This window comes from Polynucleobacter sp. 31A-FELB (assembly GCF_018882405.1).
In the GTDB taxonomy this organism is placed as follows: Bacteria; Pseudomonadota; Gammaproteobacteria; order Burkholderiales; family Burkholderiaceae; genus Polynucleobacter.
Window position 1 is genome coordinate 79,562 of the sequence record NZ_JACVOO010000006.1, and the last position, 21,021, is coordinate 100,582.

Here is a 21,021-nt window from a genome sequence, read left to right on the forward strand (position 1 = left end):
CAGAATTTCACTTTGTGAGAGTTCAGGCGTCAATTGGGCATCTGGCCAGTGTGGCTGGGGATGCTTCATCGGCGCGCGAAGATCCCCGTCCGCAAAATTCCACCTGTCTTGGCCGGTATCCGGGCTAGTAAATCTCAGAATCTGGCCTTCCCATGCAATTGACGCGCACAGTGGCTTACTCAGACTCCTGACACCTTCACCTTGAAGCTAGGGTGTATTTACTTACCGTTGCGGGGGCAGCACACGTTTAGTGTTTCCCGTTTAACTTTATTGCACTGCAATAAAGCACCACGACCCCGCAATTCTATCCCAGACTAGCTCCAGATCGGCTTAAAAAGCCAAAAAAGCCTACAATAGGGGCTCTAGGATTAAGGATTCATGACAGCATTAGATAAGCACCCCGAAAAAAACCTGATTCGTTTGCAACTGAGCCAAAACTCGGTGTTAAAAAGCTTGGATCTTGAAGCAATGGCTGATTTAGAGCGCCATTTAGTTATCTCAGACCTCAAAAAATCAGAAATTCTGCTTCATCAAGGTGATCACCAAATGGAGCAGTACTTTGTCCTGGACGGAATCTTGAAGCGCATTGTTTCTAGTGCAGATGCAAAAGAGATGATTTTGCGTTTTGCTATCGAAAAAGATATTGAAACAAGCTATGCAGCTTGGCGTCTAAAGACGGCCGCCCCATATAGCATTGCCTCGGTAACCAAGGCGCGCGTTGCCCGTATGCCGCTCAAGAAGTGGGCCGAGTTTTTGGACGCTCACAAGCCTCTCAAGGAAAGCTTTGAGTTTGAGGTTATGCGCCTCATGAGTGAGATCATGGCTCATACGATCACCTTGCATATGCTCGATGCCCCAGGCCGTGTAGAGCGGTTTCTACGTAAATACGAAGACTTATTTGAGCTGCTTCCTAAAAAAGAGCTGGCGGCCTACCTTAATCTCTCTCCTGAGACTTTGAGCCGCCTCAAAACAAAGCATAAAGAGCTCTTTGTCTAATTAGAAACCCCCAGTTGCTTCTAGATTTCAGGGGAAATTGACCGAAGTCAATGATGAACCCCGGCCCCACGCCTAAGATTCATCTCAGCCTCAACGGGTATGCTTATGGTTACCCGTGGCACTACTAATAACTTAATTGGAGACAGTTAGCGAAAGCTAAATTGCACTGAACAGCTTGTGGGTTCGGGCGGTGTAATTAACTATAAATTTCTATGACAACAGATAATCAAAATACCCAAGTCACCGATGGCTTCCATCTCGTTATTGATGCCTTAAAAGCAAATGACCTAGATACTATTTTCGGTCTCGTTGGTATTCCAATTACCGACTTGTGCCGTTTGGCTCAAGCCGAAGGATTACGCTTCATTGGTTTCCGTCACGAGCAACACGCAGGTAACGCTGCGGCAATTGCTGGTTACATGACTCAAAAGCCTGGTATTTGCATGACTGTGTCAGCACCTGGTTTCTTGAACGGTTTAACAGCATTGGCTAATGCCACTGTTAACTGTTTCCCAATGATTTTGATTTCTGGTTCAAGCGAACGTGAAATCGTTGACTTGCAGCAGGGCGATTACGAAGAGATGGATCAGCTCAATGCTGCTAAGCCGTATTGCAAAGCTGCTTATCGTATTAATCACATCGAAGATATCGGCATTGGTTTTGCACGCGCTATTCGTGCAGCTGTTTCTGGTCGTCCAGGCGGCGTGTACTTGGACTTGCCTGCACAACTATTGGCTCAAACAATGCCAGTGGAAGAGGCTAAGAAATCGATCTTTAAAGTGATCGATCCAATTCCACGTCAAATTCCTGCGGCCGATGCTGTAGAGCGTGCATTGAATGTATTGAAAGGTGCTAAGCGCCCATTGATCCTCTTAGGCAAAGGCGCTGCTTATGCTCAGGCTGATAAAGAGATTCGTGACTTGATCGAAAAATCTGGTATCCCTTACTTGCCAATGTCGATGGCTAAAGGTTTGTTGCCAGACAATCACCCACAATCTGCTTCTGCAGCCCGTTCATTTGTATTGGCTGAAGCTGATGCGGTGATGTTGGTTGGTGCGCGTTTGAATTGGTTGCTTGCGCACGGTAAGGGTAAGACATGGGGTAAAGATCCTAAGAAATTTATCCAAATCGATATTCAAGCAAACGAAGTTGATAGCAACGTACAAATCGATGCTCCATTGATTGGTGATATTGGCTCTGTTGTTGGCGAACTCCTTAAAGGAATTGCTGCTGTTCCGAAGCCAAGCGCTGAATGGATTGGCGCAATCAACGAGAAGAAAGATAAGAACTTGGCGAAGATGGCCGAGACTCTTGCTAAAGAAGCTTCACCAATGAACTTCCATGGTGCCTTGCGTGCAATTCGTGATGTGATCAAGAAGAACCCAGACGTGAACTTGGTTAACGAAGGTGCAAATACACTCGACTATTGCCGCGCAATTGTGGATATGTATAAGCCACGTAAACGTTTCGATTCCGGCACTTGGGGAATTATGGGTATTGGTATGGGCTACGCCATTGGTGCTGCTGTAACTAGCGGCTTGCCAACAGTTGCAGTTGAGGGTGATAGCGCATTTGGTTTTAGCGGTATGGAGTTAGAGACCATCTGTCGTTACAACTTGCCAATTACTACGGTTGTATTTAATAACAATGGTGTTTACCGCGGTACTGACGTGAATCCAACTGGTGGTGCAGATGTTGCTCCAACAGTATTTGTGAAGAATGCGCGTTACGACAAGATGATTGAGGCATTTGGTGGTGTTGGTTACTACGTAACTACCCCAGCTGAATTAGAAGCTGCTTTGACTAAGGCGATTGCCGAAGGTAAGCCTGCTTTGATTAATGCGGTGATCGATGAGACAGCTGGTACAGAGAGTGGACGTTTAACTAACTTGAACCCATCAACTGCAGCAGGTAAGAAGTAATCCAAAAGTAATTAATACGTAATTTTTTTTTAAGAACAAATTTAGCAACACATAAGAAAGACTTTAAGGAGAATCAAACATGACTAAACCATTAGACGGCATTCGTATCATTGACTTCACACACGTACAGGCAGGTCCTGCATGTACTCAGTTGCTGGGCTTTTATGGCGCAGACGTGATCAAAGTTGAGCGCCCAGGATCTGGTGACGTAACTCGTAGCCAGTTGCGCGATATCCCAGGTGCAGATGCTTTGTATTTCACGATGTTGAACGGTAATAAGCGTTCATTGACATTGGATACTAAGACACAAGAAGGTAAGGAAGTTTTAGAGAAGATGATCAAAACATCTGATGTCATGGTTGAGAATTTCGGTCCAGGCGCCTTAGATCGTATGGGCTTTTCTTGGAAGCGTATCCAAGAGTTGAATCCAAAAATGATTCTTGCTTCTGTAAAAGGCTTTAGCGATGGCCACTCATACGAAGACTTAAAGGTATATGAGAACGTTGCTCAGTGTGCTGGTGGTGCTGCTTCTACAACTGGTTTCTGGGATGGTCCTCCAACAGTCTCTGCTGCTGCTTTGGGTGATAGCAATACTGGTATGCATTTGGCAATTGGTATTTTGACAGCATTGATGCAGCGTCAAAAAACTGGCAAAGGTCAAAAAGTATCTTGCTCAATGCAAGATGCTGTATTGAACTTGTGCCGCGTTAAATTGCGCGATCAACAACGTTTGGATAAAGTTGGCTACCTCGAAGAGTATCCACAGTATCCACATGGCACATTCTCTGACGTAGTTCCACGTGGTGGTAACGCTGGTGGTGGCGGTCAGCCAGGTTGGGTGTTGAAGTGTAAGGGCTGGGAAACAGATCCAAATGCTTACATCTACTTCACTATTCAAGGTCATGCTTGGGAGCCAATTACTAAAGCTTTGGGCAAGCCAGAGTGGGCAACAGATCCAGCTTACATGACTGCTGAAGCTCGTCAAGACAAGATTTTTGACATCTTCGCAACGATTGAAGATTGGCTCAAAGATAAGACTAAGTACGAAGCTGTGGATATCCTCCGTAAGTTTGATATTCCATGTGCGCCAGTCCTCTCAATGAAAGAATTGGCTGCATCACCAGACTTGCGTAAGAGCGGTTCAATTGTTGAAGTTGACCATAAAGTACGTGGCAAGTATTTGACAATCGGTAGCCCAATTAAGTTCTCTGATCTGGAGATCGAAGTAAAGCCATCACCAGTTTTGGGAGAGCACACTGATGAAGTATTGTCAGACCTTGGCTATAACGCTGATGATATTGCTAAGTTGCATGCAGCAAAAGCGGTTTAATAACAACAAGCAGTATTTGTTTTAGTTTCAAAGGCGCTCCTTGTGGGCGCCTTTTTTATTTACCTAGATCAAGCTAATAACTATAGACTGACAGTATGAAAACAAATATAGATTTACTCCAGCTACTCGATTGCATCGGCGACGCGGTGATTGTTGCTGATGCCCATGAAAAGATTGTTCTCTGGAATGCGGCTGCAACCAGGATATTTGGCTACTCTGAAGAAGAGGCGCTTGGAAATACTTTGGATCTGATTGTTCCTGAACGTCAGCGCCAAAGACATAATGAGGGCTACAGTAAATCGATGGAGACGGGCACAACCCGTTATGGCACTTCATTATTAAAAGTCCCAGCAAAGCACAAAGATGGACGTACCTTATCCATCGCCTTTACCGTGGGCATGTTGTTTGATGAGAAACATCAGGCTAATGGTGTGGCAGCAGTGATTCGTGATGAGACTGAGCGTTTTGCTGAAGAAAGGGCTCTTAAAAAGCGACTTTCCGATCTTGAAAATCAATAAATTTGCACCCAAATAGTCAATATTGGGCATCTCTCGCTCGATGTGCCCAATAAGTAGGCATGCCATGTTGCACCGCAATCCGTCGCTGGTAAAATTGGCTTAATTCAAAATTTCAATCTTATTAGGACTTTTAATCATGGCAAAAGCATTAGAAGGAGTCAAAATCCTTGACTTCACGCACGTTCAATCTGGACCAACTTGTACTCAGTTACTAGCCTGGTTTGGTGCGGATGTCATCAAAGTAGAAAAATCAGGCGAGGGCGATGCTACTCGTGGTCAATTGCGCGACATCCCTGATGCAGACAGCTTGTATTTCACGATGTTGAACCACAACAAGCGTTCAATCACTGTGAATACGAAGACCCCAAAAGGTAAAGAAATTCTGGAGCGCTTGATTAAAGAGTGCGATGTTCTCGTTGAGAACTTTGCTCCTGGCGCATTAGATCGTATGGGTTTTTCTTGGGAGCGTATCCAAGAACTCAACCCAATGATGATCATGGCCTCTGTAAAAGGTTTCGGACCTGGTCCTTACGAGGACTGCAAGGTTTATGAAAACGTAGCACAGTGTGCTGGCGGTTCCGCATCTACGACTGGTTTTGATGATGGTCCCCCAATGGTTACTGGTGCTCAGATTGGCGATAGCGGTACTGGCTTGCATTTGGCGCTTGGTATTGTGACTGCGCTATATCAACGCACTCACTCTGGACGCGGTCAAAAGGTATTGGCGGCAATGCAAGATGCCGTATTGAACTTATGCCGTGTGAAGTTGCGTGATCAACAGCGCTTAGAGCGCGTTGGTTTGATGCAAGAGTATCCACAGTTCCCTAACGGCGAGTTTGGTGACTCTGTACCCCGCGCCGGCAATGCTTCTGGCGGTGGTCAGCCTGGTTGGATTGTGAAATGTAAAGGCTGGGAAACAGATCCTAATTCCTATATGTATGTCATCGTGCAAGCTCCAGTTTGGGAAGCAATTTGCAAAGTGATCGGTCGTGAAGATTGGATTACAGATGTGCGTTTTGCTTCACCAATGGCTCGCTTGCCACACTTGATGGAAATTTTCGGTGAAATTGAAAAATGGACAATGACTAAGACGAAGTTTGAAGTCATGGACATTTTGAATAAATACGATATTCCTTGCGGCCCAATTTTGTCGATGAAAGAAATCGCAGAAGAGCCAGCGTTGCGTGCTACTGGAACAGTTGTTGAAGTAGATCATCCAATTCGTGGCAAGTACCTCACTGTGGGTAATCCAATCAAGATGTCTGATAGCCCAACCGACGTGACTCGCTCACCATTATTGGGTGAGCACACCGATGAGATCCTCCATGAATTGGGTTATTCAACGGATGAGTTGATTAGCCTTCGTCACGATAAGGTGATCTAAGATGCGTGTTGCGCTGATTGGAAGTGCGGATTTTGGTAAGGCGGCCTTGGAGGCTTTTTTAGATCGCGGTGACGAAGTCGTTGCCGTATTTTGTCCGCCGGACAATCCCAAATCAACCAAGCCTGAAGTGCTCAAAGAGGCGGCGATTGCAAGAGCTTTAACTCCCTTGCAATTTGCCTCTCTCAAAGGTCCTGAGGCAGCGCAAGCAATGATTGATAGCAAGGCTGATATCTGTGTGATGGCCTATGTGCTGCAGTTTGTACCGCAAGAGCTTTGCAAGATTCCAAAGCACGGCACTATTCAGTATCACCCTTCGCTCCTGCCTAAGTACCGTGGTCCAAGCGCAATTAATTGGGCGATCGCTTTAGGTGAAGAGAAGACAGGGCTAACGATCTTCCGCCCATCAGATGGTTTGGATGAAGGTGAAGTTATTTTGCAAAAAGAAGTAGCAATTGCGCCTGATGACACTTTGGGAAAAGTCTACTTTGATAAATTATTCCCGCTGGGCGTTCAAGCGCTGCTTGAGGCTGCTGATCTCGTGGTTGCCAATAAACATCAAGAAATTGTTCAAGATGAATCGCAGGCAAATTACGAGGGTTGGTTTGATGCGAATGCTGCCCAAATTCATTGGGCTACTCACATTAGTCAAATCTATAACTTGATTCGTGCATGCAATCCTGCGCCGGGCGCTTGGACTAAGTTTGGCGAGCAAAAGGTTCAGATTTATGACTGCCATAAGCATGTAGCGGCTACTTTTGGCGCAGTAAAAGGTAAGCCTGGCGAAGTCACTCAAATTACTTTAGATTCTTTCTTTGTCACCTGTCATGGTGGACAAATCGAAGTCCTTAAAGCAAAAGGCGCTGCTGGAAAAGTAACTGGCGCTGAATTGGCCAAAGAGTTGAACCTAGAAGTGGGTCAGTTCTTCACGCTGTAAATTACTGCGTAAATCTAATACCTAGAAATTAAATTTCTAGGTTATCAATCAAACGCGTTTTACCAAGTTTGGCAGCTGTCAGAATGACTAACGGCTCGCCAGCTTGAAGGCTTTCATTGGATGCTGGGGCTAAATCGCTTTGCTGACGTATTGCAATGTAATCTGGTTGCCAACCGCGGCCAGTAAGAAGATCCACTGCGATTTTTTCAATCTCGATCAGTGAATTCGTATTGCGCTGACTCAAATCCAATACTCGTGCACGAACTTCTTGCAGGGCTTTCTGTAGTTCAGGCGCTTCTGCACGCTCTTCAATGGAGAGATAGCCATTGCGAGAGGAGAGGGCAAGGCCATCTTCAGCGCGCACTGTTTCACCCGGAATAATTTCTACAGGTAATGCAAATTGCCTGGCCATCTGACGAATGATCATCAGCTGTTGGTAATCTTTTTTTCCAAACACGGCGACTTTGGGTTGCACACAGGAGAGAAGCTTGAGCACAACCGTGCAAACACCTTTAAAGAATCCAGGGCGGAACTCACCCTCAAGGATGTCGCCCAGTTGTTGTGGCGGATCCACTCGGTATTCTTGTGGCTGTGGATATAGGTCGCGCTCAGTTGGCGCAAACAAGATGTACACACCTTCCTTTTCCAGCTTATCGATATCTGCCTGCATAGTGCGAGGGTAGCTATCAAAATCTTCGTTTGGACCAAACTGTAATCTGTTTACAAAAATGCTGGCTACAACCGGGTCACCGTGCTGTCTAGCAAGACGCATTAGTGATAGGTGGCCTTCATGGAGATTACCCATGGTTGGGACAAAGGAGGCACGATTTTGGCCGCGTAAATGGTCGCGCAGCTCTTGTATGTCGCTAATGATTTTCATGTAACAGGGGTGTAGGCGAGCCGTACGTAAATTGGAGCATATGGCTCTGCTTGAGTGATTTCAACTAAGGCTTCGCGTGAAAGCTCGAGCATTGCAATGAAGTTCACGATGACTACTGGAATGCCTTTGCCAGATTTGATGGCTTCTTCAAATAACTCGCCGAACTCTACGAATTTGGTGCTTTGTAAGCGACGCAAAATACGTGTCATGAAGTCGCGTACGGATAGCTCTTCGCGAGTAATAGTATGGTGCTGGTTTAGTTTTGCACGGTGGAGCACGTCACGCCAAGCCATTTGTAGGTCATCTTGATTAACGTCTGGCCAAGTAACGGCAACGGTCGTATCAACATAACCATGAGCGATTTGGAAATCACGTCCTTGTTGTGGAATTTGATCGAGCTCTTGAGCAGCCAATTTCATGCGCTCGTATTCTAAGAGACGGCGAACCAGTTCTGCGCGAGGATCTTCAACCTCTTCATCGCTATCAGCCTTCTTCATTGGCAATAGCATGCGAGATTTAATCTCGATCAACATGGCGGCCATCAGCAAGTATTCAGCTGCTAACTCTAAGTTGTGGTGACGGATTTGATCGATATAGCTCAGGTACTGTTGGGTCACCTGCGCCATCGGAATATCAAGGACGTTGAAGTTCTGCTTACGAATCAGATAAAGCAGAAGATCAAGAGGGCCTTCAAATGCTTCTAGAAAAACCTCTAGTGCATCTGGTGGAATATATAGATCGGTAGGAAGCTTAAATAATGGCTCGCCATAGAGTTTGGCGAAAGCCGAAGACATTCCATCGGTTACCGATGGGGTGCTATCTAACAACTCAGATTGAGCTCCCGGCTCAGCTCCCAACTCAGTCATTCGAGTACACGTAAGCGCGTTGCTTTAATTTGGCCGCCTTAGCGCGACGTTGGTCTTCGGTAGTCAAAGGCTCTTTATCCCAAAGGAGTGCGCGACCCGCTTGCTGGCCCGCTTCGAGCTCAGGTTTCTCGGATTTGAGCTCATTTAAGAACTGGGTGAATTCGGATGTATATCTAGCCATCATATTTCCTAAAATTCTCAATTAATTCAATAACTTGCAAAAATTACTGTGCAGCAACTGACTGCCTAGCCCATCATTATTAACGATTTTTCCTACAAACCTGCCGACTTTTTGGCTAATTCCCGGAAATTAGCCTATTTGGGCTCGTTTTTAGAGGTTTGCTGCCAATAAAGCCTCGATTTGGGGCGCTTCGACCCGGGTCATGAGGTGTTTATAGGCCTTGATCGGATTTTGGCTGGAGAGCGGCGTTTTAACGTCATTCCAGGTCATTGCTGGGATCGAGAGGAAGTCCTCAACTCCGGCTGTGACCTGAGGCAGTACTGGCTTGAGATAGAGACTTAATAAACGGAATGCCTCTAAGGTGATGCTGCAGACTCGCTGTAAGTCAGTCTCCCGCTCAGGATCTTTGGCGATTTCCCAAGGCTTGTTTTCATCAACAAAGGCATTGACCTTGTCAGCTAATTCCATGATCGTGCGCAATGCTTTGGCATATTCACGAGCTTCATATAGCTCAGCAATTTTTTCACTAGCAGATGCAATTTCAGCCAGCAGTGGATTGTTCATTGCTGTATCAGAAACTACGCCGCCAAAACGTTTCACCAAGAAACCGGCGCTGCGACTTGCGATATTGATGTACTTGCCCAATAGATCGCTGTTCACTCGAGCAACAAAATCTTGAAGATTTAAATCTAAATCTTCCATACTGTCATTCAGCTTAGTTGCAAAGTAATAGCGGAACCATTCAGGATTAAAGCCAGACTCAATCACGCTATGTGCAGAAATTAAAGTACCCCGTGACTTACTCATCTTCTCGCCATCAACGGTGAGAAAGCCATGAGCAAATACATTGGTTGGGGTGCGGTAGCCTGCAAAGTGCAGGGTCGCTGGCCAAAAGAGCGTGTGGAAATACAGAATATCTTTACCGATGAAATGGTACTGCTCGGTAGTCGTATCAGGTCTGACCCATTCCTCAAAGTTCAGGCCTTTGCTCTGGCAGTAGTTGAGGAAGCTGGCGTAATAGCCAATTGGCGCATCAAGCCATACATAGAAGTATTTGCCTGGTGCATCAGGGATTTCAAAGCCAAAGTAGGGTGCATCACGGGAGATGTCCCAGTCTCCGAGCTTGCTATCTCCAGGCTGTCCAACCCATTCTTTCATCTTGTTGCGAGCCTCCGGTTGCAACGGAGTTTTTACTTGGGTCCACTCGCGCAAGAATGTTTCGCAGCGAGGATCCGATAACTTGAAAAAGTAATGATCGGAAACTTTTTTAATCGGTGTTGCACCACTCACTACCGAGAATGGATTCTTTAAATCGGTTGGGGAGTAGGTTGCTCCGCATTTTTCGCAAGAGTCACCGTATTGATCTTTAGCGCCACACTTAGGGCACTCGCCTTTGATAAAGCGATCCGGCAAGAACATTTCTTTAACGGGATCGTAGGCTTGCTCGATTGCACGCTTTTCAATCAGGCCCGCATCACGAAGTTTTAGGTAGATGCTTTGAGATAGCTTTTCATTCTCAGGGCTATCTGTCGTGTAGTAGTTATCAAATGAAATTAAGAAATCATCAAAGTCACGTTTATGTTCTTTCCAAACATTGGCGATGAGTTCTTTAGGGGTGAGCCCCTCTTTTTCGGCGCGCAACATAATCGGCGTACCGTGGGTGTCATCGGCGCCAACGTAGTGCACCTCGTGACCACGCATTCTTTGGAAGCGAACCCAAATATCCGTCTGGACATATTCCACTAAATGCCCAATGTGAATCTGGCCATTGGCGTATGGCAGGGCGGATGTAACTAGCAGGCGACGTTTGGGGCTACTCATGCGTACTTAAATAGAAATAATTTCAACAAATGGGAATACAAGATTATGGGGCTTGGGGCCTTACTTCAGCAGCAATTTTAGTCTGCGGTTAAAGTTAATACCGATTTGAACCTATTTAAGAGGCGTTTTATGGCTTTGCCCCACAACATTCAGATGTCCCACGCTTCCGTGCCTTTGGTGCATGAAGTGCAGGTCATGGATGAGGCGGGGCGTATTAAGACCACCCATATTCCCGGGGAGCGCCCTTTAACCATTTATTTGGATAAACGGGAAGTCGTCACCCTGATGACATTGGGAAGCGCCCCTGAAGCCCTGGTACTAGGTTATTTGCGTAATCAGCGCTTGGTTGAGTCGCCGGACGATATTGCCAGTATTCAAGTGGACTGGGAGACTGATTCAGCAGCCGTGAAGACCCATCGCAGCACTGTAGATATTGATGCCCTCACCAGTAAGCGCGTAGTGACTACGGGTTGTGGGCAGGGTACGATGTTTGGCGGCTTGATTGAGGAGATGGCGGAGATTAGATTGCCAGATGGCCCCCAGTTAACCCAAGAGGCAATAGTCGCCCTTATCGACAGCATTCGAGTTCACGACACCATCTATAAGAAATCTGGCTCTGTCCACGCTTGCGCTGTATTTGAGCGAGAGGGTATCAACAGTGTCCGTCTACTTCACTTTATTGAGGATGTTGGACGTCACAACGCAGTTGATTCTATCTCTGGCCTCATGTGGCTTGCCGACAAGCCGGGCAAGGATCTAATCTTTTTTACTACGGGGCGCCTGACCTCGGAGATGGTCATTAAAGGCGCTCAGATGGGCATCCCTTTCCTGATGACTCGCTCCGGCATGACCTTGATGGGCCTGGAGCTTGCCCGGAAGACCAATCTCACCCTACTATCTCGCTGTTCCGGCAAGCATTTTGAGATCTTCAATGCCCCTGAGAGGGTGATTTTTACCTCCCCGCCTGCCACCTCGTAAATTCGTGGGCATATGGCATGCGATGGTTTTACAATTCGGCCATGACTATTAAATCTGACCACTGGATCCGCCGCATGGGCGAGCAAGGCATGATCAGCCCATTTGAACCTGGGCAAGTCCGCCAAGATGCTGCCGGGCAAAAAATTGTGAGCTATGGCACTTCAAGCTATGGCTATGACATTCGTTGTGCTGATGAGTTCAAGATTTTCACGAACATCAATAGCACTATCGTTGATCCGAAGAATTTCGACGAGCAATCGTTTGTGGATTTCAAGGGTCCGGTTTGCATCATTCCTCCAAACTCTTTTGCTTTGGCAAGAACCGTTGAGTACTTCAAGATTCCACGTAGCGTTTTAACTGTTTGCGTTGGCAAAAGTACTTACGCACGTTGCGGAATTATTGTGAACGTCACTCCATTCGAGCCTGAGTGGGAAGGTTACGTTACCCTCGAGTTTTCTAATACGACTCCATTGCCTGCAAAGATTTATGCCGGTGAAGGATGTGCGCAAGTTCTGTTCTTTGAAAGCGATGAAGTATGTGGCACATCGTACAAAGATCGTGGCGGTAAGTATCAAGGCCAAGTCGGCGTAACTCTGCCGAAGACTTAATCTGCTTAATCTGCTTCATCGCCATATTGGCGACTCTAAGGGGTACTCATGAAATTTCGTTTTCCAATCATCATTATTGATGAGGACTTTCGCTCTGAAAATATTTCAGGTTCAGGTATTCGTGACTTAGCCGAAGCCATTGAAAACGAGGGTATGGAGGTTATTGGCTTAACTAGCTATGGTGACCTGACATCCTTTGCCCAGCAGGCCTCCCGGGCTTCCAGCTTTATTGTGTCGATCGATGATGAAGAGTTTGTTTCTGACTCTGAAGACCATGACTTACCCGCATTAAATAACTTACGCGCATTCATTACAGAAGTGCGTAAGCGCAATGAAGACATTCCAATCTTCTTGTATGGTGAGACTCGTACTTCACGTCATATGCCGAATGACATCTTGCGTGAACTGCATGGCTTCATTCATATGAATGAAGATACGCCGGAGTTTGTGGCGCGTCATATCATTCGCGAAGCAAAGGTTTACCTAGATTCATTGGCTCCACCATTCTTCCGTGCGCTGACTAATTACGCCTCTGAAGGCTCTTACTCTTGGCATTGCCCAGGCCACTCCGGTGGCGTCGCTTTCTTGAAGAGTCCAGTAGGCCGCATGTTCCATCAATTCTTTGGCGAGAACATGCTTCGTGCTGACGTTTGTAATGCAGTGGAGGAGTTGGGCCAGTTGCTAGACCATACTGGACCTGTATTGCAAAGTGAACGTAATGCTGCACGCATCTTTAATGCCGATCATTTGTTCTTTGTAACCAATGGCACATCGACATCAAACAAAATTGTTTGGCACTCAACCGTTGCCCCTGGCGACGTAGTGCTGGTAGACCGCAATTGTCATAAGTCGGTGATTCATTCGATCACGATGATGGGCGCGATTCCGATCTTCTTAATGCCAACCCGCAATCACCTTGGCATTATTGGCCCGATTCCAAAAGAAGAGTTTGAGTGGAAAAACATCAAGAAGAAGATTGATGCCAACCCATTCATTAAAGACAAGACCGTAGTGCCTCGTGTCATGACGCTCACGCAAAGCACCTATGACGGCATCGTCTACAACGTCGAGATGATTAAAGAGATGCTTGATGGCAAAGTGGATTCATTGCATTTTGATGAAGCTTGGTTACCTCACGCTGCTTTCCATCCTTTCTACAAAGATATGCATGCCATCGGCTCTGATCGCAAGCGTACGAAGAAGAGTTTGATGTTTGCCACCCAATCAACCCATAAGTTATTGGCTGGCCTCTCACAAGCTTCGCAAGTGCTGGTGCAGGACGCAGAAGAGCACAAGCTCGATCGCGACTGCTTCAATGAAGCCTATTTGATGCACACCTCCACTAGTCCACAGTACGCGATCATCGCTTCTTGCGATGTATCTGCTGCGATGATGGAGGCCCCTGGCGGCACTACGCTGGTTGAGGAATCTATTGCTGAAGCGATGGACTTCCGTCGCGCGATGCGTGAAGTCGATGATAAGTTTGGCGCAGACTGGTGGTTCAAGGTTTGGGGTCCAGATCATTTGGCTGAAGAGGGTATTGGTGAGCGCTCCGATTGGATTCTGGAGCCTAATGCCAGTTGGCATGACTTCGGCAAGGTTGCTCAAGACTTCAATATGCTTGATCCAATCAAGGCGACTGTTGTCACCCCTGGTTTGGATATTGAAGGCAACTTTGGCTCCATGGGCATCCCAGCAAGCATTGTTACAAAGTACTTAGCTGAGCATGGCGTGATCGTGGAGAAGTGCGGTTTGTATTCCTTCTTCATCATGTTCACCATCGGCATCACCAAGGGTCGCTGGAATACTTTAGTAACTGAACTACAGCAATTTAAAGATCACTTTGATAAGAACGCTCCCTTGTGGAAAGTATTGCCAGAGTTTGTTGCTAAACATCCTCGTTATGAGCGTGTTGGCCTGAAAGATATCTGCCAGCAGATTCATGAGTTCTATAAGAGTCGCAATGTGGCCCGCATGACTACGGAGATGTACACCTCAGACATGGTGCCAGCGATGATGCCTTCAGAAGCTTGGGCGAAGATGGCGCACAAAAAAGTGGATCGCGTTCCCTTGGATCAGCTTGAAGATCGCATTACTGCAATGCTAGTCACTCCATATCCTCCAGGTATTCCATTGCTGATTCCGGGTGAGCGCTTCAACAAACGCATCATTGACTATCTCTACTTTGCTCGAGACTTCAATGAGCGATTCCCTGGATTTGAAACTGATATCCACGGCTTGGTTAAAGCGGATATTGATGGACGCAGCGAGTACTACGTTGATTGCGTAAGGCAAGAGCCAGATATCACCCTGTGATCTTGTTTAAGCAAATCATCCTCTAATACCCTGCATTTGCAGGGTATTTTTTTATCTCAGGCAGCGTGTATATAGCTGTACTATGCCCAATCTACATTGGAGGTCGTGATGCGAGTAATTCATTTTTCTGATGCAATCAATCAATTGCATCAAGTGATAAATCAAGTTGTGAGTGATTATGATGTAGCCATTATTTCTTGTAAGGGTGGTGAGGCTGTAGTTCTGATGTCAGGGAGCGCATATAACGGCATCATAGAGACAGTACATTTATTAAAATCTTCGACCAATGCTGAGCATCTGAATATCTCGCTGACTCAATATCGTAAATGCTAGCAAATAGGATGGGTGTCGAGCCCGCTATCTACTTGGCTTATCCAATTGAAAGACTACCGGAGCATCTTCATCCACTTTGCTTGAAGGTGCCCCCGATTTAGTCTCATCCCCTCCGGTGAAATTAAAGTCTTGGCTCTGAACTACTGCTGCGGGCTTATCCAAGAGGGTAGTGACCAATGCTGGGAATGCCGCCACTACAACAACCATGATGAGTTGTAGCGCGACCCAAGGTAACGCACCCCAATAAATATCGCTACTTTTGACTTCTTTCGGTGCAACGCCACGCAAATAGAACAGTGCAAATCCAAATGGCGGATGCATAAATGAGGTTTGCATGTTCACGCAGAGCATTACTCCGAACCAGACTAGTGCAGCGCTGGCTGCAGCTTGAGGATTGCCGTTCATGGAGGCAAGTAGTACTGGTGAAAGTAGCTTGACTGCAACTGGTGCCAGCATGGGCACAACGATGAAAGCAATTTCAAAAAAGTCTAGGAAGAACGCTAAGAAGAAAACAAACAAGTTCACAACTACTAAGAATCCAATCCAACCGCCTGGCAGATTAGAAAATAACTTCTCTACCCAGTGACCACCGTCAACACCCTGGAAGACAACCGAGAAGCAAGTTGAACCAATCAAGATGAAAACCACCATCGCAGTAATACGCATGGTATTTTGATACGCCTCTTGTATTAATCCCTTCAGGTTGGGAATGCTTGCCCTTCGTATCCAGGCTAAGAGCAATGCACCCATCGCACCCATGGCGCCAGATTCAGTTGGCGTGGCGATGCCGGTCATGATGGTTCCCAGCACCAAGAAAATCAGCACTGCCGATGGAATGATTCCCATGAGGCATTTTTTCCAGAGCCCCCAGCCTGTGAGGGTGAGTTCATTCTCAGGGGCGGCCGGAAGGTAGTCGGGCCTAAAACGAGAGAGGAAAAAGGTGTAGAGGGCAAAAAGAGCAATTTGCAGCAGTGAAGGGCCCCAGGCGCCCAAGTACATGCTGCCCACATCGGCGCTGCCGCTTTGGGTTTTTAACTGATCAGCCAGGACAATCAGCACCAAAGAAGGTGGTACTAACTGGGTAATGGTTCCGGAAGCCGCTAAAACGCCCGTAGCGTAGCGCATGTTGTAGCCGTAGCGCATCATCACGGGTAGGGAAATCATCGCCATAGCGATCACCTGAGCAGCTACTGTGCCGGTAATCGCCCCCAGAATAAAGCCCACAATAATCACTGAGTAACCAAGGCCACCCCGAATACGTCCAAAGAGCTGACCCATGGAGTCCAGCATTTCTTCGGCAAGGCCGCAGCGCTCCAGAATGGCGCCCATAAAAGTGAAGAACGGAATTGCTAGCAGTAGGTCGTTAGCGAGGACGCTGCCAAAGATGCGTTGAGGGATTGCTTGCAAAAATGGCATTCCAAAGAAATTCTCAGCAATTGCAATACCAGCAAAAAATAATCCCGCAGCCATTAAAGAAAAAGCCACCGGAAAGCCGATCAACATAAATACAATGAGTCCTCCAAACATGAGCGGTGGCATCCATTCAAGTGGAATCATTGCATGGGCTTTTCATAATGGAGATCGGCGGCGGGCAATGTTTCTTTGCCTCTGAGTGCGCCAATGCGTTTAATGATTTCAGATAAGCCTTGCAGGCTCAGCATGAAGAAGCCAAAAGGCACAACAAACTTAATGGGGTAGCGCGACAAACCGCCTGCATTCAGTGAATGCTCTGAGACTAGCCATGACGGATAAAACAAAGTCGTCCAAGATAGCCAGGCAAATAATATGCAGGCTGGCATTAAAAAGACAATCAAGCCAAATAGATCAACGTAAAGACGACCGCGATCAGAAAGCTGCGAATAAATTAAATCGACTCGAACATGTTCATTGCGTTTCAGAGTGTAGGAGGCACCTAGCATCACAGCTGCAGCAAATAAATACCACTGCAACTCCAGTGGCCAGTTGTTGCTCATGTCTAAGCTATAGCGGAGTACGGCGTTGGCGGCTGATACTACACAAGACAGCAAGATCATGATGCTAGCTATCTTGCCCAGGAATTGATTTAGGCGATCCATTCCTGTCGAGAGTGTTCCCCAAAAGCCCATGCAGTTTAGAGATCTGCGCGACCCCGTTTGATTGCAGCAAGTACTTGCGCTGGAGCGGTGCCGCCAGCATGCTGACGAGAGTTAACGGAGCCATCAACAGTCAAGAGGGTAAAGACATCATCGCCCATCATCTCAGGGCGATTATCTAAGCCACAAGCAAAGCGCAATTCAGAAAGAGATAGATCGGTGAGCATGCAGTTACGGCCTACACAGGCTTTCACGGCATGAGCTACCGCTTCGTGAGCGTCGCGGAAGGCTAAACCTTTTTTAACTAAGTAATCAGCTAAGTCAGTTGCCGTTGCGAAGCCTTCTTCAGCGGCAGCCTTCATTACATCTGCTTTAACCTGAATATGTGGAACCATATCAGCAAAGATACGCAATGTATCTTGTACGGTATCGACTGCATCAAACAAAGGCTCTTTATCTTCTTGGTTATCTTTGTTGTATGCCAATGGCTGGCTCTTCATCAAAGTTAATAAAGAGATCAAGTCGCCATACACACGACCTGTTTTTCCACGAGCTAATTCAGGAACGTCTGGATTCTTTTTCTGCGGCATGATCGAGCTACCAGTGCAGAAGCGATCTGGCAAATCAATAAAGCCAAAGCGTGGACTAAGCCATAGCACTAGCTCTTCAGATAGACGAGACACGTGCATCATCAAGATGGATGCAAAGGCGCAGAATTCAATAGCAAAGTCGCGATCAGATACGGCATCAAGTGAGTTATTGCAGATACCATCAAAACCTAGGGTCTTGGCAACTTGCTCGCGATCGATCGGATAGGTCGTTCCGGCTAAAGCAGCTGCACCGAGTGGCAAGCGATTAAAGCGGGCGCGCAAATCAGTCAAGCGACTTGCATCGCGACTAAACATTTCGTAATAGGCCATCAAGTGATGACCAAAAGTAATGGGTTGCGCTACTTGCAAGTGAGTGTGGCCAGGCATGATCGTCGCAGAGTGAGTCTCAGCAAGATCAAGCAAGGCAATGCGTAAGGTTTTGAGAGTAGCTGCGATTTGATCAACGCTGCCACGTAACCATAGACGTAAATCCGTGGCTACTTGATCATTACGTGAGCGACCAGTGTGAAGACGTTTTCCGGCGTCACCGACTAATTCGGTCAGGCGAGCTTCAATATTGAGGTGCACATCTTCCAGTGCGAGTTGCCAGTTAAATTCACCGGCTTCGATTTCACCTTTGATCTGAGCCATACCCTTTTGAATATCTGCCAAATCTTGAGCGCTAATAATCTTTTGGGTCGCCAGCATTTCAGCATGCGCCAACGAGCCAGCGATATCAACCAAGGCAAAGCGTTGATCAAAGCCAATAGAGGCGGTATAACGCTGAACTAGTTCGTCAACGGGTTCGTTAAAACGGGCCGACCAAGCTTGGGCTTTGTTGGCAAGGGAATTTTTTGATGAGCTCATAAACGCAGTATATTGGTGTAGGTCTTTGATTATTTTAAATGTTATGTCCCAAACCCCCATTTCTAGCTCTACATCCCCCGTATCCACCACCCCTAAGCGTCTGGTAATTGCCTCCCGTGAGAGTCGCCTTGCCATGTGGCAGGCGGAACACGTCCGGGATTGCCTTAAAAAGCTCTATCCAGCGTGCGACGTGCAGATTCTGGGAATGACTACCCGGGGCGATCAAATACTAGACAAGGCCCTCTCTAAAGTGGGCGGTAAGGGCTTATTTGTGAAAGAGCTTGAAACTGCCTTAGAAGACGGTCGTGCTGATTTGGCGGTACATTCCCTCAAAGATGTCCCTATGGTTATGCCGGAAGGCTTTGATTTATCTTGCGTAATGGCTCGGGAAAATGCTCATGATGCCTTTGTCTCCAATGACTTTGCGAGCCTAGAAGATTTGCCAAAAGGCGCAGTAGTGGGTACTTCGAGCTTGCGCCGTGAATCAGTTCTGAGATCCAAGTTCCCACATTTAGTGATTCAGCCTTTGCGTGGCAATTTAGATACCCGCATGGGTAAGCTCGATCGCGGTGAATATCAAGCCATCATTTTGGCTGCTGCTGGTCTAAAGCGACTTGGTTTAGAAAGCCGTATTCGTGCGCTACTACCAATTGATCCGTATACCCCAGCTGCTGGACAGGGCGCGCTCGGCATCGAAACTCTCAGCAAGCATCCCAATATTAAAGAGTGGCTAGCGCCTCTCAATGATCTGCCAACTCTTTATGCGGTCAGTGCTGAGCGTATGGTGTCGCGCCAGTTAGGTGGTTCTTGTGAAGTACCTTTGGCGGCGTATGCCACTTGGGATCAGGATCATATGAGCATCCGCTCTTTTGTCGCTAGTGTTGATGGCACTGCAAGTTGCCTGGCTAGTGCTCAAGGTGCTGTAAAGAATTTGGAAGACGCAGAGGCTTTGGGCCTCTCAGTTGCGCGTGATTTGATTTCTCAAGGCGCTGAGCGTTTATTGCCTAACGGTTTGCCAAAGTAAGCAGTTCAAGGTAATTCGCTAATGAGCAACAAGACCATTGTCATTACCCGTCCAAGTGGACAGGCGCGCCAATTGTCAGAAGCGATGCAGGCAAGTCTAGTAGAAAGTGGCTTTACGAAAGAAATCTTCCCCCAGATTATTTCATTACCTCTACTGACAATTGCTCCCAAGGGCGATGATATTTTGCTGGAGCAGATCACTGCAGCACTCAAGACTGCAGAGCTGGCAATTTTCGTTAGTCCAAATGCAATTGAATGCACGATGCGTTTGCTCGAGCAATCTTGGCAAGATTTATCTAGCAAGCCTGTGCCTGTTGGAGTTATGGGAGGCAGTAGTATGGCGGCCCTCAAAAATCATGGCATCGGTGTTGAGAGTAATCCCACGACAGTCATTCTTCCCCAGAACAACGCGCAATGGGATTCCGAGGGCTTATGGACTGAATTGCAGAAGCTGAAATGGGATTGGTCCACCAAGAAAGTAATTATTTTTAAAGGTGAGGGTGGGCGCGATTGGCTGTCTGATACTTTGAAGCATGCTGGTGCGCAAGTTGAAGCATTCTCAGTTTATGCACGCGTGCCTTTGGATTTCAATAGTCCTGCCTGGAATGATATTCATGAGATGGATTTTGCTAAATCACTTTGGCTTCTCACTTCATCTGAGGCAGTGCGCTATTTGGGGCAAGCAAAATTACCACTCGATCACGCAACAGCCATTTGTCCGCATCACAATATTGCTGATGCTGCTGAGCAAATTGGTTTTGGTGAGGTGTTTACTTGCGAGCCTGGCGATGAAGCTTTGATTGCAGCATCGCAAGCTTGGCTATCTATTTAATTATTAGGATAGTTAAGTAGTGCCGGCAGAAATACTTCGCTCACCAAGAGTGGGCGGCCTTTAAGTTGATATAGCGTCCGTCTTGCCCAGCTGACTGATGGCAACTCTGGATATTGCTGGAAGCATTTTCTCCATAACGAGCTTTGTTTATCAAGGCGCGCAATTTCTCGAAGAGGTTTTTGCTTGGAGTGCATACGTGTTTTGGCAAACAGCACTGCGCCTAAAGGCTTTTTACCTAGGCGTAAAACCTCGTGGTTACTACCGCTCGAGCTAGTGCTGGGGATGATGCTATGCGCCATCACTAGCGGAATGCCGTTAGCGCAAAGTAAGACTTCTCTAATGCGACAACGTTTAATCTTGAAATGAAAATAGCGACTCTCGTCGCTATTTAGGTTTTGACGGCAATCTCGCAAAACTAGAACTTCTAGCTTTTGTCCAATTGCACGTTCAATTTTTTGGGTTAAAGAACCGGTATCACTGAGCCAAGGCTGCCACTTGCGTGGCGCTTGATGTAATTCACCGGAATCGACTCGATTCCATGCAGAACGGAGACGACGACGGTGAACCATT

At 46.9% G+C, this 21,021-nt stretch carries 20 protein-coding genes and 1 riboswitch; of the genes, 12 read left to right on the forward strand and 8 right to left on the reverse strand.

Features of this window, described 5'->3' with window-relative positions; translation table 11 throughout:
- Positions 1–92 precede the first annotated feature (92 nt).
- Positions 93–308: riboswitch (cobalamin riboswitch) on the reverse strand.
- A 70-nt stretch (positions 309–378) separates the two neighbouring features.
- The 6 genes from ICN30_RS05490 to ICN30_RS05515 all read left to right on the forward strand — a co-directional run bounded on the left by ICN30_RS05490 (position 379) and on the right by ICN30_RS05515 (position 7,084).
- A complete protein-coding gene (locus tag ICN30_RS05490; protein ID WP_216273852.1) occupies positions 379–996 on the forward strand; it encodes a Crp/Fnr family transcriptional regulator in 618 nt (205 codons plus the stop codon).
- Positions 997–1,208: 212 nt separating this feature from the next.
- Positions 1,209–2,918 (forward strand): oxalyl-CoA decarboxylase, encoded by a 1,710-nt coding sequence (gene oxc / locus ICN30_RS05495; protein WP_215334616.1) that lies wholly within the window; start codon positions 1,209–1,211, stop codon positions 2,916–2,918.
- A 79-nt stretch (positions 2,919–2,997) separates the two neighbouring features.
- Positions 2,998–4,248, forward strand: coding sequence for a formyl-CoA transferase (frc, locus tag ICN30_RS05500; RefSeq protein WP_216273854.1), 1,251 nt, complete (start codon positions 2,998–3,000; stop codon positions 4,246–4,248).
- A 95-nt stretch (positions 4,249–4,343) separates the two neighbouring features.
- Positions 4,344–4,766 carry a PAS domain-containing protein gene (locus ICN30_RS05505; RefSeq protein ID WP_216273856.1) on the forward strand — a complete coding sequence of 141 codons (423 nt, stop codon included), beginning with the start codon at positions 4,344–4,346 and terminating at the stop codon, positions 4,764–4,766.
- Positions 4,767–4,902: 136 nt separating this feature from the next.
- A complete protein-coding gene (frc, locus tag ICN30_RS05510; protein WP_215334619.1) occupies positions 4,903–6,150 on the forward strand; it encodes a formyl-CoA transferase in 1,248 nt (415 codons plus the stop codon).
- Position 6,151: 1 nt separating this feature from the next.
- Positions 6,152–7,084, forward strand: coding sequence for a methionyl-tRNA formyltransferase (locus ICN30_RS05515; RefSeq protein WP_216273858.1), 933 nt, complete (start codon positions 6,152–6,154; stop codon positions 7,082–7,084).
- A 28-nt stretch (positions 7,085–7,112) separates the two neighbouring features.
- Here the strand turns inward: ICN30_RS05515 and panC are convergent, their stop codons facing one another.
- The 4 genes from panC to metG all read right to left on the reverse strand — a co-directional run bounded on the left by panC (position 7,113) and on the right by metG (position 10,832).
- Positions 7,113–7,964: a pantoate--beta-alanine ligase gene (gene panC, locus ICN30_RS05520; RefSeq protein ID WP_216273861.1), complete on the reverse strand. Its 852-nt coding sequence runs from the start codon at positions 7,962–7,964 to the stop codon at positions 7,113–7,115.
- Positions 7,961–8,830, reverse strand: a complete 870-nt coding sequence (locus ICN30_RS05525) for a ScpA family protein (RefSeq protein ID WP_216273863.1) — start codon at positions 8,828–8,830, stop codon at positions 7,961–7,963. Before ICN30_RS05525 ends, panC begins: the two co-directional genes overlap by 4 nt.
- Positions 8,823–9,011, reverse strand: a complete 189-nt coding sequence (locus ICN30_RS05530) for a DUF3460 family protein (protein ID WP_215299638.1) — start codon at positions 9,009–9,011, stop codon at positions 8,823–8,825. The genes ICN30_RS05525 and ICN30_RS05530 overlap by 8 nt, the downstream gene beginning before the upstream one ends.
- A 150-nt stretch (positions 9,012–9,161) precedes the next feature.
- Entirely contained in the window at positions 9,162–10,832 is a 1,671-nt protein-coding gene (gene metG / locus ICN30_RS05535) for a methionine--tRNA ligase (protein WP_216273865.1), read from the reverse strand.
- A 135-nt stretch (positions 10,833–10,967) separates the two neighbouring features.
- Here metG and ICN30_RS05540 point away from each other — a divergent pair, with 135 nt between their 5' ends.
- The 4 genes from ICN30_RS05540 to ICN30_RS05555 all read left to right on the forward strand — a co-directional run bounded on the left by ICN30_RS05540 (position 10,968) and on the right by ICN30_RS05555 (position 15,067).
- On the forward strand, positions 10,968–11,810 hold the full coding sequence (locus tag ICN30_RS05540; RefSeq protein WP_216273923.1) for a formate dehydrogenase accessory sulfurtransferase FdhD: 843 nt from the start codon (positions 10,968–10,970) through the stop codon (positions 11,808–11,810).
- A 41-nt stretch (positions 11,811–11,851) separates the two neighbouring features.
- The gene (dcd, locus tag ICN30_RS05545) at positions 11,852–12,418 is read left to right on the forward strand and encodes a dCTP deaminase (protein WP_041484826.1); all 567 of its coding nucleotides are present in this window, start codon (positions 11,852–11,854) and stop codon (positions 12,416–12,418) included.
- A gap of 48 nt (positions 12,419–12,466) precedes the next feature.
- The gene (locus ICN30_RS05550; protein ID WP_216273867.1) at positions 12,467–14,734 is read left to right on the forward strand and encodes an arginine/lysine/ornithine decarboxylase; all 2,268 of its coding nucleotides are present in this window, start codon (positions 12,467–12,469) and stop codon (positions 14,732–14,734) included.
- 108 nt (positions 14,735–14,842) lie between these two features.
- Positions 14,843–15,067, forward strand: coding sequence for a type II toxin-antitoxin system Phd/YefM family antitoxin (locus ICN30_RS05555; RefSeq protein ID WP_216273869.1), 225 nt, complete (start codon positions 14,843–14,845; stop codon positions 15,065–15,067).
- Positions 15,068–15,091: 24 nt separating this feature from the next.
- On the opposite strand, the gene ICN30_RS05560 is transcribed toward ICN30_RS05555, so the two are convergent.
- From ICN30_RS05560 to argH, 3 genes are read right to left on the reverse strand one after another with little or no spacing between them, the layout of a single operon-like run.
- Entirely contained in the window at positions 15,092–16,624 is a 1,533-nt protein-coding gene (locus ICN30_RS05560; protein WP_216273871.1) for a TRAP transporter large permease subunit, read from the reverse strand.
- Positions 16,621–17,172 (reverse strand): TRAP transporter small permease subunit, encoded by a 552-nt coding sequence (locus ICN30_RS05565; protein WP_216273872.1) that lies wholly within the window; start codon positions 17,170–17,172, stop codon positions 16,621–16,623. The genes ICN30_RS05560 and ICN30_RS05565 overlap by 4 nt, the downstream gene beginning before the upstream one ends.
- A gap of 5 nt (positions 17,173–17,177) precedes the next feature.
- A complete protein-coding gene (gene argH, locus ICN30_RS05570; RefSeq protein ID WP_216273874.1) occupies positions 17,178–18,596 on the reverse strand; it encodes an argininosuccinate lyase in 1,419 nt (472 codons plus the stop codon).
- A gap of 43 nt (positions 18,597–18,639) precedes the next feature.
- Between argH and hemC the strand changes: the two genes are divergently transcribed.
- Both hemC and ICN30_RS05580 read left to right on the forward strand, forming a co-directional pair.
- The gene (gene hemC / locus ICN30_RS05575; protein ID WP_216273876.1) at positions 18,640–19,620 is read left to right on the forward strand and encodes a hydroxymethylbilane synthase; all 981 of its coding nucleotides are present in this window, start codon (positions 18,640–18,642) and stop codon (positions 19,618–19,620) included.
- A gap of 21 nt (positions 19,621–19,641) precedes the next feature.
- A complete protein-coding gene (locus tag ICN30_RS05580; RefSeq protein ID WP_216273878.1) occupies positions 19,642–20,451 on the forward strand; it encodes a uroporphyrinogen-III synthase in 810 nt (269 codons plus the stop codon).
- Here the strand turns inward: ICN30_RS05580 and ICN30_RS05585 are convergent.
- Entirely contained in the window at positions 20,448–21,020 is a 573-nt protein-coding gene (locus ICN30_RS05585; protein WP_216273880.1) for a chorismate lyase, read from the reverse strand. The two genes, ICN30_RS05580 and ICN30_RS05585, sit on opposite strands and share 4 nt — an antisense overlap.
- Position 21,021 lies beyond the last annotated feature (1 nt).

Bases quoted from the DNA above. Each gene is read 5' to 3' on its own strand.
- ICN30_RS05490 (WP_216273852.1), top strand. From the start codon at position 379: ATGACAGCATTAGATAAGCACCCCGAAAAAAACCTGATTCGTTTGCAA.
- ICN30_RS05515 (WP_216273858.1), top strand. From the start codon at position 6,152: ATGCGTGTTGCGCTGATTGGAAGTGCGGATTTTGGTAAGGCGGCCTTG.
- frc (WP_216273854.1), top strand. From the start codon at position 2,998: ATGACTAAACCATTAGACGGCATTCGTATCATTGACTTCACACACGTA.
- panC (WP_216273861.1), bottom strand. From the start codon at position 7,964: ATGAAAATCATTAGCGACATACAAGAGCTGCGCGACCATTTACGCGGC.
- ICN30_RS05525 (WP_216273863.1), bottom strand. From the start codon at position 8,830: ATGACTGAGTTGGGAGCTGAGCCGGGAGCTCAATCTGAGTTGTTAGAT.
- ICN30_RS05565 (WP_216273872.1), bottom strand. From the start codon at position 17,172: ATGGGCTTTTGGGGAACACTCTCGACAGGAATGGATCGCCTAAATCAA.
- metG (WP_216273865.1), bottom strand. From the start codon at position 10,832: ATGAGTAGCCCCAAACGTCGCCTGCTAGTTACATCCGCCCTGCCATAC.
- frc (WP_215334619.1), top strand. From the start codon at position 4,903: ATGGCAAAAGCATTAGAAGGAGTCAAAATCCTTGACTTCACGCACGTT.
- ICN30_RS05580 (WP_216273878.1), top strand. From the start codon at position 19,642: ATGAGCAACAAGACCATTGTCATTACCCGTCCAAGTGGACAGGCGCGC.
- ICN30_RS05505 (WP_216273856.1), top strand. From the start codon at position 4,344: ATGAAAACAAATATAGATTTACTCCAGCTACTCGATTGCATCGGCGAC.
- dcd (WP_041484826.1), top strand. From the start codon at position 11,852: ATGACTATTAAATCTGACCACTGGATCCGCCGCATGGGCGAGCAAGGC.
- ICN30_RS05550 (WP_216273867.1), top strand. From the start codon at position 12,467: ATGAAATTTCGTTTTCCAATCATCATTATTGATGAGGACTTTCGCTCT.
- ICN30_RS05530 (WP_215299638.1), bottom strand. From the start codon at position 9,011: ATGGCTAGATATACATCCGAATTCACCCAGTTCTTAAATGAGCTCAAA.
- argH (WP_216273874.1), bottom strand. From the start codon at position 18,596: ATGAGCTCATCAAAAAATTCCCTTGCCAACAAAGCCCAAGCTTGGTCG.
- ICN30_RS05560 (WP_216273871.1), bottom strand. From the start codon at position 16,624: ATGATTCCACTTGAATGGATGCCACCGCTCATGTTTGGAGGACTCATT.
- ICN30_RS05555 (WP_216273869.1), top strand. From the start codon at position 14,843: ATGCGAGTAATTCATTTTTCTGATGCAATCAATCAATTGCATCAAGTG.
- ICN30_RS05585 (WP_216273880.1), bottom strand. From the start codon at position 21,020: ATGGTTCACCGTCGTCGTCTCCGTTCTGCATGGAATCGAGTCGATTCC.
- hemC (WP_216273876.1), top strand. From the start codon at position 18,640: ATGTCCCAAACCCCCATTTCTAGCTCTACATCCCCCGTATCCACCACC.
- oxc (WP_215334616.1), top strand. From the start codon at position 1,209: ATGACAACAGATAATCAAAATACCCAAGTCACCGATGGCTTCCATCTC.